Raw genomic sequence first — 15,884 nt, forward strand, 5'->3', positions numbered from 1 at the left:
AAATAATGGTTTCATCTTAATAACTATATCATTTCACACATAATTTTTCCAATATTCTCATCTAAATCACTAACTTTTTTTCTATTGTGTCACTTTATTTTTAAATTGATCAAGCAAGTTTCCAAATTTGTCTTTAACAATATCCGAACCTTCTTTTACCTTTCCACCAATTGAATCAATTGTGTCTTTTACACTTTGTTTCCAGTCACTAGAACCTGTTTCATTTTCTGCTTCTGCAGCAACAATTTCTTGGGCACTCTCTGTATTGAAAGCTGTTAATTCAGTGTATGGAAGAATATTTTCCATTTGTTTTTTAAACAAAGGTCCTACACCAGTGGAACTACCCGTTGTCATATAATGTTCTTCATCAGTTGGGTCAAATCCCATCCAAGTTGCAACCACAATATCAGGTGTATAACCAACTGTCCATTGATCCGTTGTACCACCCTCATCATTAAATGTTACTTCTGTACTCCCAGTTTTTCCAGCTATCGTATAACCAGATGGGTTATTGTTTTGTGCTGTCCCATTTGTAAAGACGCCCATCAGCATGCTCGTCATTTGGTCTGCAACTTCTGGAGTAGTCACTTTTTTCGTTTCGGGTTCTGTGTTGTCAACAATGACAGCACCTGTAGCATCAACGATTTTAGTAATGAAATGTCCTTCACTCATGACACCGCCATTAGCAAATGTTGTATAGGCACTTGCCATTTGAAGAGGAGAGACTCCTTTACTCAATCCACCTAGAGCTAGTCCTAGATATTCATCCCCTTCAGTTCCTTCTGTTAGAGGAATGCCGAATTCTTCAACTTTTTTAAATCCTTTGTTTAACCCGATTTCATTTAGAAGCCAGACCGCTGAAGTATTCTTACTCTCTGCCAACGCTTGATACATCGGTACTTCTCCTTCATATTCATGGTCAACATTTTCAGGAGTATACTTATCTTTACCATAAGAAATTGGCTCATCAACCAACATTGAATCAATAGTATATCCTTGCTCTAAAGCAACGGTATAAACAGCTAATGGCTTAATGATAGAACCCGGTTGCCTAACCATTTGAGTCGCATAATTAAAGCCTCTAAATGTATGCTCTTTTCGGCCTCCAAAGATGGCAAAAACTCCACCAGTCTCAGGATCCAATGCAACAGAACCACTTTCTAACAATGTTCCATCTGCTGCATTTTGGAATAGATAATCATTTTCATAAGCTAAATCCATTGCACGTTGGTAATCCTGATTTAATGAGGTATAAATTTTATAGCCTTTGTTTAAGATTTGTTCTTCACTTAAATCATAGGTGTAAATTGCTTCATTTACTACTGCATCAAAGTAAGAAGGGTATTGATATCCTTCCTTGTCTGAATATGCATCCACTAATGTTAATCCTTCAGCTTTTATATTGTCTGCTTCTTCTTGAGTAACGATTTCGTTTGTTGCCATTAAGTCCAAAACAACGTTTCTTCTTGAAATGGCATTATCGTAATCGTCAATTGGATTATAATTTGTAGGTGCCTTCAACATACCTGCTATGGTAGCAGCTTCTGATAAAGTTACTTCTGCCGCAGATTTACCAAAATATTTTTGAGAAGCATCTTCGACTCCCCACACTCCATTTCCAAAATAAGAATTATTGAGATACATTTCTAATATTTCATCTTTTGTATACACTTTTTCAATTTCAATAGCTAAAAAAAGTTCCTTTAATTTTCGAATAAACGTTTGATCCAATGTCAGATAAGCATTTTTAGCTAATTGCTGAGTAATTGTGCTTCCGCCTCCAACAATATTCCCGCCATTAATAACATAACCAACAGCCGCTCTGGCAATTCCAATTGGATCAAAACCTGAGTGTTTGTAAAAGCGTTTATCTTCAGTCGAAATGACGGCTTGTTCAATCGAGTCAGATATATTATCAACAGAAATAAACGTTCCCTTTTGTGAGTACAAGGTTCCAGCTTCTTCATTGTTGACATCATAGATCGTTGTTGTTTGTTCTAGACCTGCTTTTAAGGTAGAAACATTTGCTGTTTTTGCTAAGTACAATAAATAAACACTTGCAACTAAGGAAACAGTGAGTATGACTAAAAGGATAATTTTATTTACATGGTATTTCTTCCAAATTCGTTGCCGTATTTTATGGAACTTTAATAGATACGGTTTTGCCCAGTTCCAAAAAAAGATCAAAGCTCTTTTTAACTTCTCTAAAAAAGAAGGTTTATTCATTCGCATTCATTCCTTATTCTTTTTATTCTAAATCATTCTCTATTATACTTAGTTTAGCAAATCAATAATGAAGACACATCCTCCTTAAGTAGGATATGCCTTCATTGACCAATTGTTTATTCACCATTTTACTATTTTACTATTTTTTTCTTTATCATTTTACCATATTGATGTAGAGTAAAGTTAAAGACTTTATTAAAATGGAAAAACTGACTGTTTTTTAATACTAGTTAAAAAAAAAAGGATGAGGTGAGACCTTGGGACAGAAAATCGAATAAAGGTACTAATCTATCAAAAGGATAGTTTTAGTTATGCAACTATTTCTTTTGGTCGTTTTTCACCTTGTATTTCACCCTCATCCTGAGGAATTTACTAATAATGACCATTGAAATACTCTTTGTATGATGAACTATTTATAACTACAATTCATTGCAAACTATATTACAAGGAGGTGAAGTCTACGCTATAACTCTAGCGTAGACAATAATTTGTCAATTACAACTGGAATCATTGCATTCTTTATTATCTTATTTATCGCAGCATTATTCGTGATGTCCGAATTCGTACTGGTGCGTATTCGCCCTTCAAGGTTGGATTACTTAATTGAAAATGGTGACAAACGTGCAATCCTTTTAAAAGAAATGACACAAAAACTTGATACGTACCTTTCAGCAACTCAATTAGGGGTAACCATCACTTCTTTAGCTATTGGTTGGTTAGGTGACCCTACATTTGGGCGCTTGTTTAATCTTTTATTTTCATCCGTTGATATTCCCTCTTCTGTTTCAACGATTGCTTCAATTACTTTATCTTTTATTATTTTAACTTCTCTTCAAGTTATTATTGGAGAGCTAGTACCTAAAAATATTGCAATCAATAAAACGGAGCAGATTGGTTTATTTATCGCTAAACCACTACAGATGTGGTTCCGGATCATGTATCCTTTAGTTTATATATTGAATCGAATCGCAAATGGTATTTCACGTCGAATCGGCATGAAAAATATCAGTGAACCCGAAGAAGGGGTTTCTGAAGAAGAACTTCGTATCATTATGGGTGAAAGTTTAAAAAGTGGTGAAATCAATCGCGATGAATATCAATTTGTAGAAAATGTATTTGCATTTGATGATCGAATGAGTCGTGAAATCATGGTGCCTCGTACTGAAATGGTGACTGTATCGACCTCAATGACTTTGAGAGAGATAGCTCAATTGGTTAGTAAAGAACGATTTACACGTTATCCAGTTATCAAAGATGGCGATAAAGACATTGTATTAGGCATTATAAATACAAAAGAAATATTCGCTGCTTATGTAGATGCCGTTGAAGCAAAATTATCTGAAACCTTTAGTTTTGCTGAGTACATTAGACCCATTATTTCGGTTATTGAAACGATTCCTATTAAAGAACTTCTTGTAAAAATGCAAAAAGAACGAAATCAAATTGCTGTTCTTGTAGATGAATACGGTGGAACCAGTGGAATTATTTCAATGGAAGATATCGTAGAAGAAATTGTTGGTGATATTAGCGATGATTACGAAGTTGTTGGTGAGCCAGAAATTAAGAAGATTGGCGACCATCACTATCGCGTTAGTGCTAGGATGTTGATTGATGATGTAAATGACATTTTTGGTCTTTCCATCGAAGAAGAAGATGTCGATACCATCGGTGGCTGGATGATGAATCAAAAATATGATATTTCCATCGATGAAGAATTAACTTTTAATAATTACACCTTTAAAGTTATTAAGTCAGGAAATGGTACTCTTGAAGTTATAGATATTATGAAAAAGACCCCTCATGTTGCCATGAATGAAATAGATTAGCTTTTTAAAATTCAAGATAGATAAAAAGAGCCCAGATTAATCAATCTGGGCTCTTTTTATTGTGTGCTTTTATTTGTGTGCTTTTATTTGTGTGCTTTCATTTGTCTATTTTTAGTGGCTTTGCTCAGCAACATGAATCAATTCATGAATGATTTGGTCTACTTCACGTAAATCTTTTGCGTTCGCTCCACTAGCTAACGGATGACCGCCACCATCATGTTTTTTAGCTACTTCATTAATGACTGGTCCTTTAGACCGCAAACGGCAACGAAAATGACCATCAGGCTGTTCAACAAATATCCCCCATAAAACGACTTCTTCGAGTGCACTAGGTAAGGAAACAACTGCAGAAGTTTCAGCATCTGTTAACTCAAATTGATCTAAGATCGACTTAGTAAGAACGACTTTTCCTACTCCAGATGGATGAATTTCTATGTTTTGTAAAACATAACCTGAAAGTTGTGCTACTTTTCGCGACATAGCATTCATTTTCTGATTGATTTCATCCGGTTTAAAAGGAAATTCCATTAAATCGGCAACAATACGCATCGTTTTAGGTGTTGTAGCTGGATATAAGAAACGACCTGTGTCTCCAACAATACCTGCGTACAATAATTTAGCAGCTGTAGTTGTCATTTTCAATGTTTCTTTTTGTTGAAAACAGAAATCAGCAATTATTTCACTAGAACTACTAGCATTCGTATCCACTAAAACAATATCTCCGTAAACATCATCATTAGGGTGGTGATCTATTTTGACTAAGTACTTTCCTTGACTGTAGCGTTCATCGCTAATACGCGGTGTGTTAGCCGTATCGGTCACAATAACTAAAGCTTCTTGATAATCTTCATCTGAAACGTCATCCATTTTAGTTAAATAGCTTAAATCGCCAACTGGTCCACCTGTTTTTAAAACTTTTTTAGTGGGGAAACTAGCTTTTATAATTTCTGCTAAACCGCCTTGTGATCCAAGCGCATCTGGATCTGGATTTTTGTGTCTATGAATAATAATTATTTCTGTTTCTTTGATTTTTTCAAGTATTTGATCGTATACGTTTATAGCCATTCTTTTTCTCCTTTAACTTCTTTGCATCAATTGACATACTACGGTTGCTTTTGCTACTAAAACCGTATCGGTGTAAACTTCAATATCCAATTTAGCCGTTCTTCTGCCAATTTCAAAGACACTTGGTCTGATTTCTATCTCACTTCCAAGTTGAACTAATTTTAAGTAATACAAATTCATTTGTTCTACCATAGCATTTTTCTTTTGGTAAACAACCATGGTATTTTTTGTTACGGTAGAAATCACTTCGCTCAACAATCCAAACGAGAGGGTCCCAACATTATCGGTCATTTGCGGGGTCACTTTAAATTTATAATAAGGGATTTTAGAAGACCATTCTTCTGAAGAAGTTGTTAAAATCTCTATATTTTCATTTATTTGATCAGCTAGTGTATCTCCCATTTGTGGCTGACGCTGAGAAGATTGCATGGCTTTCATGACATCTTGACGTGAGACAATACCAATAAGTGTTAAATCATCTTCAACGATAGGCATCACTTCCAACCCATCCCAAATCATTAAATGGCCCACACTTGCTACACTCATGTGTGTTTTGGCAAATGTAGGATTTTTTGTCATGACTCGTTCAATGCTGACATGATCTTGTTTACCAATAATATCTTTAGCGGTAACCATCCCAATCAAACGTCCTTTTTTAGTCACAACAGGAAAGCGCGTATGTTGGCTTTCTTCATTTAATTTTCGATAATCTAGAACGACTTGATTAGCTGTTAAATATAGCGTTTTATCAGCTTTTGTATAAATATCATCAACAAGCATAATTTCTTTTTTTATTAGTTGATCTGTAATTGCTCGGTTGATCAATGTTGCTACCGTAAAAGAATCATATGTTGTACTTAGTACAGGCATTTTCAATTTATTTGCTAACAAAATAATGTCTTCATTTGTTTTAAAGCCACCTGTAATCAAGACTGCCGCACCACATTCAAGGGCCAACTTCTGTGCATTTTCACGATTTCCTACTATCATCAAAGAACCAGGTGTAATGTATCGCATCATTGCCTCTTCCGTCATTGCACCAATGATAAACTTACTTAAATCTTTATCTAAGCCTTCTTCACCACCCAAGATATCGCCGTCTATTATTTTTACGACTTCCCCGTATGTCAATGTTTCGAAAGTCTCTTTCATTTTACGTTCAATACGAATCGTTCCAACTCGCTGAATCGTTGAAACCAATCCATCATTTTGTGCGTCTTTAATAGCACGGTATGCTGTTCCTTCACTCACATTTAAATTTTTAGCAATTGACCTTACTGAAATTTTTTCTCCAACCGGTAATGTTTCAATGTACGTGATGATCTGATCGTGTTTAGTAGTCATTCACTTGCCTCCATACTACATATAAGATAAATCGATTACTTCTCCAATTTTCAAGGCTAAACCTTGATCTTCAGATAAGCTTGTGCAAAAATCTTCTGCATTCTGTTCAATGAGTGGGAACGTATTATAATGAATAGGAACAACTTTTTTAGCTTGGATATAACTAGCAGCAATGATAGCATCTTCTGGTCCCATAGTATAATTGTCTCCTATAGGTAAAAAGGCTACATCTATTGTTTTATAGGCACCAATTAATTTCATATCTGTAAACAATGCTGTATCTCCAGCATGATAAATCGTTTGATTATCCACACTAAAAATGATACCCGCGGCAAGCCCCAAGGTAACAGCTTCTCCTTCTATTTCATATGAAGATCCATGAATAGCAGGTGTCATCTTAATTTCACCAAAATCAAATTGATGTTTCCCACCCATTTGCATGCCATGCGTTTTAAAGCCTTTCTTTTTAAAAAAAGAGGCTATTTCTACATTAGCAACAATTAAAGCTCCTGTTCTTTTTGCAATAGGTTCCGTATCTCCGATATGATCACCATGCGCATGTGTGAGAATAATTACATCTGCTTGAACAGTATTGGGATCTAAATCACTTTTAGGATTTCCGGTAATAAAAGGATCCATTAAAATAGTCATTCCTGAATCAGTCAATAATTGTAAACAAGATTGTCCGTGCCAAGAAATTTTCATCTTATTACTCCCCTTTCGTTCGCCGAAACGAACTCTCGATAGAATAATTTTATTATACAGTTGTGAAAAATAGAATGCAATTAGTCTTGTTATATAACAAGACTCAATAATCAGTTTCTTTGTCCCATAAGGGTAAGACAATATTTTCATAAGCTAAAGGATCTAAGTTAGTTACTGTGATTCCTAATAATCGTATACCTCTATCCAATACTCCAATTTCATCCCATAGGTTTTGAGCATGAAAGAATATTTCTTCCCCATTCTTCACATAGTTAGGTAATGTTAGTCGTTTTGTAGCTGTTTCAAAATTTGAATACCGTACTTTTAATACAACTGTTTTTCCATGTTTTTGATTTTTTTGAAGTGAGATTTGCACTTTATTTGCGATAAATCTTAATTCGCTCAAAACTTCTTGTTCGGTTGTAAGATTTTTCCCATAAGTTAACTCTCTACCAACTGACTTTCTTTCACGACTTACTCGAACAGGTGAATTATCGATTCCTCTTACTTTACGATAAAGAGAATATCCCATTCTGCCAAATCTTTGAATCAGTTCCATTTCATTTTTTTGAAATAAATCTTCTCCAGTATAAATAGAAAGGTCATGCATTTTTTCAACAGTCTTTTTTCCTACACCATAAAATTTTTCAATGGGTAATTTCCGTAAAAAATCTAAGGCTTCATCGGGTGGGATAACCGTTATTCCGGCAGGCTTATGGTAGTCAGAAGCTAATTTTGCAATAAACTTGTTGTAAGATACTCCAGCTGAACTAGTCAATTGAACTTCTTGCCAGATATCACGTTGAATGAGTTTGGCAATATAAGTTGCACTCGTTAGGTTCTGTTTGTTTACAGTTACATCCAAATACGCTTCGTCTAATGAAAGAGGTTCAATTGTATCGGTGTAACGTTCAAATATAGACCGAACTTCTGCAGAAATTTCGCGGTATAAGTCATAATGTCCAGAAATAAAATTTCCGTGTGGACATAGTTCATATGCCTTTTGAGCACTCATTGCAGAATGTACACCATACTTGCGTGCCTCATAATTAGCAGTAGCTACGACCCCTTTTCCTCCTGTTTCTTTTGGATGTCGTGCAATAATAACAGGTTTCCCTTTTAAATCAGGGTTTTCTCGTTCCTCTACTGAGGCAAAAAAGGCGTCCATATCTATGTGTATAATTTTCCTTGTTGTGTCTCTTTTAGGTTCATCAAATCTCAACACACCAATGTCCATCCTTTTCCACCTCCTTCTCCCCCATTATAAGGGAACGTATATTCTGAATCAAGATTTATAAAATTAGTATATTGAACGGATAACTCCTCATCTTCATTAAAAGTAAGAAACAAACATGCAAAAAAGGTCTCAGACTTTTGTCCAGACCCTTCCTACTTTTTAGCTTAAATGATTATTTTCCAGCGCTTTTTTTAATGTTTTTTTCTGTCTTTTTTTTCGATGCACTTCATAAATAAATCCTTTTTTGGGAGAAAAGATAAAAATCACTATAAAGGTTAAACCAGTTACAACTGCGATCATACCCGCAATGGAAACATCAAAGTACATTGAAAGCTGAAAACCAATCAAACTATTTATGGCACCTAAGGCCGCACTAATGCCTAACATGTAACTTAACCGATTTGTTAACAGGTACGCTGAAACTGGAGGTCCTACCATAAACGCTACCACCAATATTGATCCAACTGCTTCGAAAGCCCCAACTGCTGTAACGGACACCAATGACATCAATACATAGTGCAATAAGACTGGAGAAAACCCTAACGATGCTGCCAACAAAGCATCAAATGAAGTCAATTTTAGTTCTTTGTAGAAAAAACCTATGAACAAAAGCAGTAGGATAAGGATAGCAGCCATTGAGTAAATAGCTTGTGGACCAACATCAATTCCAAATAGAATCAATCGATCAAAAGGAGCAAACGCTAATTCTCCTAATAATACTGAATCGGTATCCAAATGTACGTCCCCAGCATAACGAGTAATGAGAATAATAGCGATACTAAACAACAACGGAAAAATAATTCCAATAGAGGCATCTTTATCCAGTAATTTTGTTTGATGAATCAATTCTGTCAACCAAACTGTAAGAATACCTACAAGTGCAGCACCTACAATCAGTAATGGCGAATTTAAATCTTTGGTGATAAAAAAAGCTACTACAATACCCAACAAAATCGTATGAGTAATGGCATCTGTCATCATAGCCATTCCGCGGATTACCAAAAAGACACCCGGTAATGCACAAGCAACAGAAACTAAAACTGCAATGAGTTGTATTTCAAAAACAGGGTTCATTCTTATCCGCCTTTCTTTAATTGAGTTGCAAATTCTTTTTTACGTTGCATATTTTTGATCAATTTCCAAATAATCCCTCTACTTGGAGCAAAAAGAATACTGATCACCACAATTGAACTGATAATTAGAACAATAGTTGGTCCTGTTGGAATTTGTTGGCCTAATGAACTGATCATAGTTCCAATAATTCCAGAAATACACCCAAAAATTGCTGCTAATACTACCATAATCGATAAATGATTCGTCCATTGTCTAGCTGCTACTGCTGGTCCAATCAAAAGAGAACTCATTAAGATAACTCCAACTGATTGTAATCCCATCACGATAACGATCACCGTTAGAGTCGCTAAAAGACTATTCATCCAGTAGACTGGCAATCCAATACTGGTAGCAAATGAATGATCAAAAGCCATTAATTTAAATTCTTTCCAGAACGCGATGACCACGATCAATAATACAATCCCTACGAGGAACATGATTCTGACATCTCGCTCTAAAAGAGTAGAAGATTGTCCAAAAATAAATTTTTCTAAGCCAGCTTGATTAGAGTTTGGGCTTTTTTGGATAAAGGTCAATAAAACTAAACCAAGACCAAAGAAAACGGCTGTAGTCAGCGCCAATGCGCTATCGAATTTAACTTTAGAGTGTTTAACGATAACCATAATCAACCAAGTAGCCAGCAAACCTGAAATAAGCGCTCCAAGTAACAAAATTTCCATTTGTTTATTTGAGGTAAGAATAAATGCTAGACAGATTCCTGGTAGAGCTGCATGACTCACCGCATCACCAAGTAAACTTTGTTTACGCAAAACTGCAAAACTTCCGATAACACCACTTAATAAACCTAAGATACTCGAACCGAAAACGACTACTTGAAAAGTATAATCAAAGAAAAGAGCACTTAGTACATCCATTTACTCTTCCTCCCATGGTTTTGTTTGATTTTGACGATAAGTTTTAGCAATCAATTCCTTAGTAAAGGTCGTTTCAATTGGTCCACTTCCAATCAATTCACGATTAATTAAAATAACTTCATCAAAATATTCGGGAACAGTTTGTAAGTCATGGTGAACAACGACAATCGTTTTCCCCTCTGTTTTTAATTCCTTTAGCAATTGAATAATAATTTTTTCTGTTTGCGCATCTACACCTTGGAAAGGTTCATCCATTAAGTAAATTTCCGCTTCTTGAACCAATGCTCGGGCTAGAAAGACACGCTGTCTTTGTCCACCAGATAATTGACTGATTTGTTTATCTTTGAAGTCAGCCATACCTACTTTTGCAAGCATCTCATTAGCTAAGGCTTTATCTTTCTTTTTAGGTCTTTTAAACCATCCTAAGTGGCCGTATCTTCCCATCACAACAACATCTAAAACCGTTGTTGGAAAATCCCAATCCACACTTCCATTTTGAGGCACATATGCGACTAAATTTTTATTTTTTCCATAATTTTCATCTTTGGTTTGTTCAAAAGTAAAATCTACCTCACCAGCAATTGGCTTGATTAAATTGATTAAAGATTTAATCAGTGTAGATTTACCCGCACCATTTGGTCCAACAATAGCTGTCAATGTGCCTTTAGGGATATTAACCGAAATATTCCACAAAACCGGTTGTGCTTCATAAGCTACAGTTAATTGAGTTAAGCGTATTGCAGTCGTTTTTTCTATTTGTTCATTCTCCATACTTTATGCACTCCAGTCTTTTTGATTTATTTCAACGCATCAACAATGGTATCTACATTAGATTTCACTGTCTTTATATAAGTTTCACTGTCGTTTTCTTTGTCTCCAAGAGAATCTGAGTAGAGTTCTCCTCCAATTTCAACTTCAAAACCTTTTGCTTTAGTAGCTGCTTGTAAAGATTCAATCGTTCTTGTTGGAACAGAAGACTCAATAAAAATAGCTTTTATACTATTATCTACAATATAATCAGCTAATTGGCTGATATCTCCTGTCCCAGCTTCAGCATTTGTGTTTAATCCTTGAAGCCCAATAACGTTAAATCCATATCCTTCACCAAAGTAACTAAAGGCATCATGAGCTGTTACTAAAACACGATCATCTTCTGGTATTTCATTTACACGATTGGTTACATATTGATCTAGCTCTTCCAATTCAAGCAAATAACTTTCTAAGTTTGCTTGGTAACTTGTTTCATTTTTAGGATCCGCAGAAATCAACCCTTTTGATACTTCTATTGCTGATTTTTTCCATAGACCTACGTCAAACCAAATATGCGGGTCAGTGGAGGTACTGCCTTCTCCAGCAGATAGAACATCCTCTTCATTTAACCCATCTTCCAAAGCAATAACCGTTTTTTTCTGTTCTTCTAGTCCTTGAAATATTTCACCCATTTTCCCTTCAAGTTCTAGTCCGTTGTAAGCTACTACATCTGCAGACTGCATATAAATGACATCTCTAGCACTTGCTTTGTACAAATGAGGATCTACCCCCGCAGACATCAGTCCGGTTACATCAACATGTTCTCCACCTATTTCTTTCAATAAATCGGTTAACATCGTCGTTGTGGCTACGACTTGTACCTTATCCGAATCCTGATCTGACCCAAAACTATAACAACCTGTTAGAAAAATAAATGCAATAAACAGTGAACTGAAAAGAATGCGCTTAATAGTTTTCATCTTTCTCCTACTTTCTATGCCATTTCAATAAAAATACTCGTAGCAGCTTTATAACTAATTGCTAACTGCTTACCTTCTGACTCAAGTATAATAGGTCCTTCATAAGCACCTATATCCATTATTTTATATACATCGCCTATGTTAACTTCTAGTGAAGCTAAATAATCCAACAATTCTTTCTCATCAGCGACTCGTTTGATCTTGACCACATCATAAACTTGTTTATCAACTAGATTCGGAAGTGTTTTTTCATCGATGATGCCTTTTTCAGTTGGAATCATTCCCCCATGAGGACAAACAGTGGGGAAATTTAAGTAATGATCTAATTTCCTGGCTAACTCAACCGAAGTAACATGCTCTAATACCTCAGCTTCTTCATGAACCTCATTCCAGGCATACCCTAAATGGCTAACTAAAAAAACTTCCCACAAGCGATGTTTTCTTACTAAAGCACTTGCTTTTTGAAGGCCCTCTTGGGTTAATTGAATCCCTTGATAAGGAACATGTTCAACAAATCCTCCTTTTAATAATTTAGTCACCATTTCGCTGACAGATGCAGCAGATACCTTTAGCCCTGCAACGAGTTCTTTATTGGTTACTTTTTTAGTTGTACCACCAAGTTCATAAATCATTTTCAAGTAATCTTCTTTATTTGGCGTCATAATTTTCTCCTACCTTATTATTTATGTTTATCGCTTTAATTCTTATAGATAAGTTAATCCAATTGGATTATCTTTTTTGACCTGTTATTTAAAGCCCTAACAGCATTCAATCACTATTTTTAGGCTCGCCTAACTTATATTAAAAGTATACCTTGATTTTTCATTTTTGCAAGTCCTTTATCCAACTAATTGCATTTTGAATACAAAAAAGAAAAGCTAAGGCAATTTGCCTTAGCTTTTCTTTTTGTTCTTAATGTATTTCTTCAAATGCGTCAATAATAATTTGTTTCAATTCACTGATTAAGGGTTGTTTTGGATTAGCTGTTGTACATTGATCTCCAAATGCTAATTCTGCTAATTGATCAACTGTATCATATAAAGTTTCAGAAGTTACACCTTGGCCTTTCAAACTCATATCAATGCCAACATCTTTTCCTAATTTGTTAATTTCTTGAACCAAAGATTCTACTAATTCTTCTGTAGTATTCCCTTTAAAACCTAAGAAACGAGCGATTTCAGCATAGTCTTCATGTGCGTGGAAATATTCATATTTTGGAAACAAAGCATGTTTTGCTGGATCTTTTGCATTGTAACGAATCACATGCGGCATTAAAATGGCATTAGTACGTCCATGAGGAATATCATAAGCAGCTCCAATTTTATGTGCAATAGAATGATTGATGCCTAAAAATGCATTAGCAAATGCCATCCCAGCCATAGTAGAAGCATTATGCATTTTTTCTCGAGCTTCTTCTGTACCATATTCATATGATGCACGTAAATTTTCAAAAACAAGTTTAATTGCTTGAAGACTTAATCCTCTAGTGTAATCACTAGCCATTACAGAAACATATGATTCAATTGCATGTGTTAAAACATCCATACCTGTATCAGCGGTTACTGATTTTGGCACACTCATAACAAACTGCGGATCGATAATTGCTACATCTGGTGTTAGAGCATAATCAGCTAATGGGTATTTTACGTGTGTTTCACTATCTGTAATTACTGCAAATGGTGTCACTTCAGATCCTGTACCAGAAGTTGTCGGGATACAAACAAATTGTGTTTTTGTTAAATTTGGAATTTTGTACGTTCTTTTTCGAATATCTAAAAACTTCTGTTTAGCTCCAAAGAAAATCGTCTCAGGTTTTTCATAGAACAACCACATTCCTTTAGCAGCATCCATTGCAGAACCGCCACCAATAGCGATAATTGTATCTGGTTGAAAACGAATCATAGCTTCTGTTCCAGCTTTAACTGTGTCAGTAGACGGATTTGGTTCAACATCTGAAAAAATTTCAATTTGAACTTTGTTAGATCGCTTCATTAACTCTTGTACAACTGTATCTGCATAACCAAATTTCACCATGCCAGGATCACAAACTAGGAAAACACGTTCGATATTTTCCATATCTTGTAAATAAGCAAGAGAGTTTTTCTCAAAATAAATTTTTGCTGGTAATTTAAACCACTGCATATTATTTCTCCGTTTCGCAATTGTTTTAACATTTATTAAGTTAACTGCCGTAACATTTTTAGAGATTGAATTTTTTCCATATGATCCGCAACCTAGTGTTAATGAAGGAATCATGTTGTTGTATAAATCGCCTATTCCACCTTGAGCTGTTGGAGAGTTCACCAAAATACGACAAGCTTTCATTTCCACTCCAAATTTTTCTGCTAGTGCATCATTTTGAGTATGGATAGCTGCTGAATGACCTAACCCGCCCAATTCTAGCATCTGTTGAGCTAAATCAAATGCATGACGAGTAGAATCTGCTTTGATCATAGCAAGTACTGGAGATAATTTTTCTCGAGATAACGGATAATCTGCGCCAACTCCATTTATTTCTACTACAATCATTTTCGTTTCATGGGGTATTTCTATACCTGCGAGTGCTGCAATTTTGTAAGGATCTTGCCCTACTATTTCTGGATTTACAGCAACTTTAGCTTCATTCATCACAGCTTTTTCAAATTTCTCGATTTCGTTTGGTTTAGCAAAATAAATAGACTGTTTTCTAAACTCCTCTTTTACTTCTTGATAAATTTCTTTATCAACAATAACCGCTTGTTCTGAAGCACAAATCATCCCATTATCAAATGTTTTTGATGCAATAATGTCATTGACTGCACGTTTGATTTTTGCAGATTTTTCAATATAACTTGGGACATTTCCTGGTCCTACTCCTAAAGCCGGTTTTCCAGTGGAATAAGCTGACTTAACCATCGCAGATCCTCCAGTTGCTAACACGATTGCAACTCCCGGATGCTGCATCAAACTATTCGTAGCTTCCAATGAAGGTTGCTCGATCCATTGAATACAATTTTCCGGTGCTCCAGCTTTTATAGCAGCTTCTTTCAAAACAGTTGATGCAGCTACAGAACATTTTTGTGCACTTGGATGAAAAGAGAAAATAATTGGGTTACGTGTTTTTAAAGCAATTAAAGCTTTAAACATTGTTGTAGATGTTGGATTAGTAACAGGTGTTACGCCACATACTACTCCGACTGGTGTGGCTACTTCTATCAATCCAGTTTGATTATCCTTGCTAATGATCCCAACTGTTTTATTGTCTTTTATAGAATTCCAAATAGATTCTGTGGCAAACATATTTTTAATGCATTTATCTTCATAGATTCCTCTACCTGTTTCTTCAACTGCCATTTTAGCTAAAGGCATGTGTCGGTTTAAACCTGCCATTGCCATTTGGTGAACGATAAAATCAACTTTTTCTTGATCAAATGTTTCTAAGACACTTAATGCTTCTTGGCCTTGGCTAACTAAAGTGTCGATTGCATCAGCTACACTAACTTGGTTCCTTACCACACTTTTTTTATCTGTTTTGATTTTTTCTTTCATACTAACTTCCATCATTTCAAATCCTCCTAGTATTGTTATCATTTTCACAATTATCATACTTTATTTTTGTTTTTTTGTAAAGTGAATTAGTATTATTTAATTAATTTTATTTTAAATCCTTTTAAATGAACGTTTAACAGATTTCTACATTTTAAATATTCATTTACTTCAATGTTAAAATATTCACAAAAACACTTTAAAAAAAGAGGAACCAGTCAACTACACTGATTCCTCT

Annotated in this window: 12 protein-coding genes; 1 reads left to right on the forward strand and 11 read right to left on the reverse strand. The window is 35.1% G+C overall.

Annotation, left to right across the window (positions count from 1 at the left end; all coding sequences use genetic code 11):
• Positions 1-81 precede the first annotated feature (81 nt).
• Positions 82-2,226, reverse strand: coding sequence for a PBP1A family penicillin-binding protein (locus ABS916_RS10785; protein WP_350451903.1), 2,145 nt, complete (start codon positions 2,224-2,226; stop codon positions 82-84).
• Positions 2,227-2,714: 488 nt separating this feature from the next.
• Between ABS916_RS10785 and ABS916_RS10790 the strand changes: the two genes are divergently transcribed.
• Positions 2,715-4,052 carry a hemolysin family protein gene (locus ABS916_RS10790; RefSeq protein WP_350451904.1) on the forward strand — a complete coding sequence of 446 codons (1,338 nt, stop codon included), beginning with the start codon at positions 2,715-2,717 and terminating at the stop codon, positions 4,050-4,052.
• 111 nt (positions 4,053-4,163) lie between these two features.
• On the opposite strand, the gene ABS916_RS10795 is transcribed toward ABS916_RS10790, so the two are convergent.
• The 10 genes from ABS916_RS10795 to adhE form a co-directional block, all read right to left on the reverse strand.
• Positions 4,164-5,117: a DHH family phosphoesterase gene (locus tag ABS916_RS10795; protein ID WP_350451905.1), complete on the reverse strand. Its 954-nt coding sequence runs from the start codon at positions 5,115-5,117 to the stop codon at positions 4,164-4,166.
• 12 nt (positions 5,118-5,129) lie between these two features.
• Entirely contained in the window at positions 5,130-6,461 is a 1,332-nt protein-coding gene (locus tag ABS916_RS10800; RefSeq protein ID WP_350451906.1) for a DRTGG domain-containing protein, read from the reverse strand.
• Between the two features lie 15 nt (positions 6,462-6,476).
• Positions 6,477-7,166 (reverse strand): metal-dependent hydrolase, encoded by a 690-nt coding sequence (locus ABS916_RS10805; RefSeq protein ID WP_350451907.1) that lies wholly within the window; start codon positions 7,164-7,166, stop codon positions 6,477-6,479.
• Between the two features lie 103 nt (positions 7,167-7,269).
• Positions 7,270-8,403 (reverse strand): DNA polymerase IV, encoded by a 1,134-nt coding sequence (gene dinB, locus ABS916_RS10810; protein ID WP_350451908.1) that lies wholly within the window; start codon positions 8,401-8,403, stop codon positions 7,270-7,272.
• Positions 8,404-8,562: 159 nt separating this feature from the next.
• Positions 8,563-9,477, reverse strand: a complete 915-nt coding sequence (locus tag ABS916_RS10815; RefSeq protein WP_350451909.1) for a metal ABC transporter permease — start codon at positions 9,475-9,477, stop codon at positions 8,563-8,565.
• 2 nt (positions 9,478-9,479) lie between these two features.
• Positions 9,480-10,391 (reverse strand): metal ABC transporter permease, encoded by a 912-nt coding sequence (locus tag ABS916_RS10820; RefSeq protein WP_350451910.1) that lies wholly within the window; start codon positions 10,389-10,391, stop codon positions 9,480-9,482.
• Entirely contained in the window at positions 10,392-11,162 is a 771-nt protein-coding gene (locus ABS916_RS10825) for a metal ABC transporter ATP-binding protein (protein WP_350451911.1), read from the reverse strand.
• A gap of 26 nt (positions 11,163-11,188) precedes the next feature.
• Positions 11,189-12,121: a metal ABC transporter solute-binding protein, Zn/Mn family gene (locus tag ABS916_RS10830; protein ID WP_350451912.1), complete on the reverse strand. Its 933-nt coding sequence runs from the start codon at positions 12,119-12,121 to the stop codon at positions 11,189-11,191.
• 14 nt (positions 12,122-12,135) lie between these two features.
• Positions 12,136-12,783, reverse strand: coding sequence for a metal-dependent transcriptional regulator (locus tag ABS916_RS10835; RefSeq protein WP_350451913.1), 648 nt, complete (start codon positions 12,781-12,783; stop codon positions 12,136-12,138).
• Positions 12,784-13,033: 250 nt separating this feature from the next.
• The gene (adhE, locus tag ABS916_RS10840) at positions 13,034-15,664 is read right to left on the reverse strand and encodes a bifunctional acetaldehyde-CoA/alcohol dehydrogenase (RefSeq protein ID WP_350451914.1); all 2,631 of its coding nucleotides are present in this window, start codon (positions 15,662-15,664) and stop codon (positions 13,034-13,036) included.
• Positions 15,665-15,884 lie beyond the last annotated feature (220 nt).

It is taken from the genome of Carnobacterium sp., from assembly GCF_040274945.1.
GTDB lineage: Bacteria > Bacillota > Bacilli > Lactobacillales > Carnobacteriaceae > Carnobacterium_B.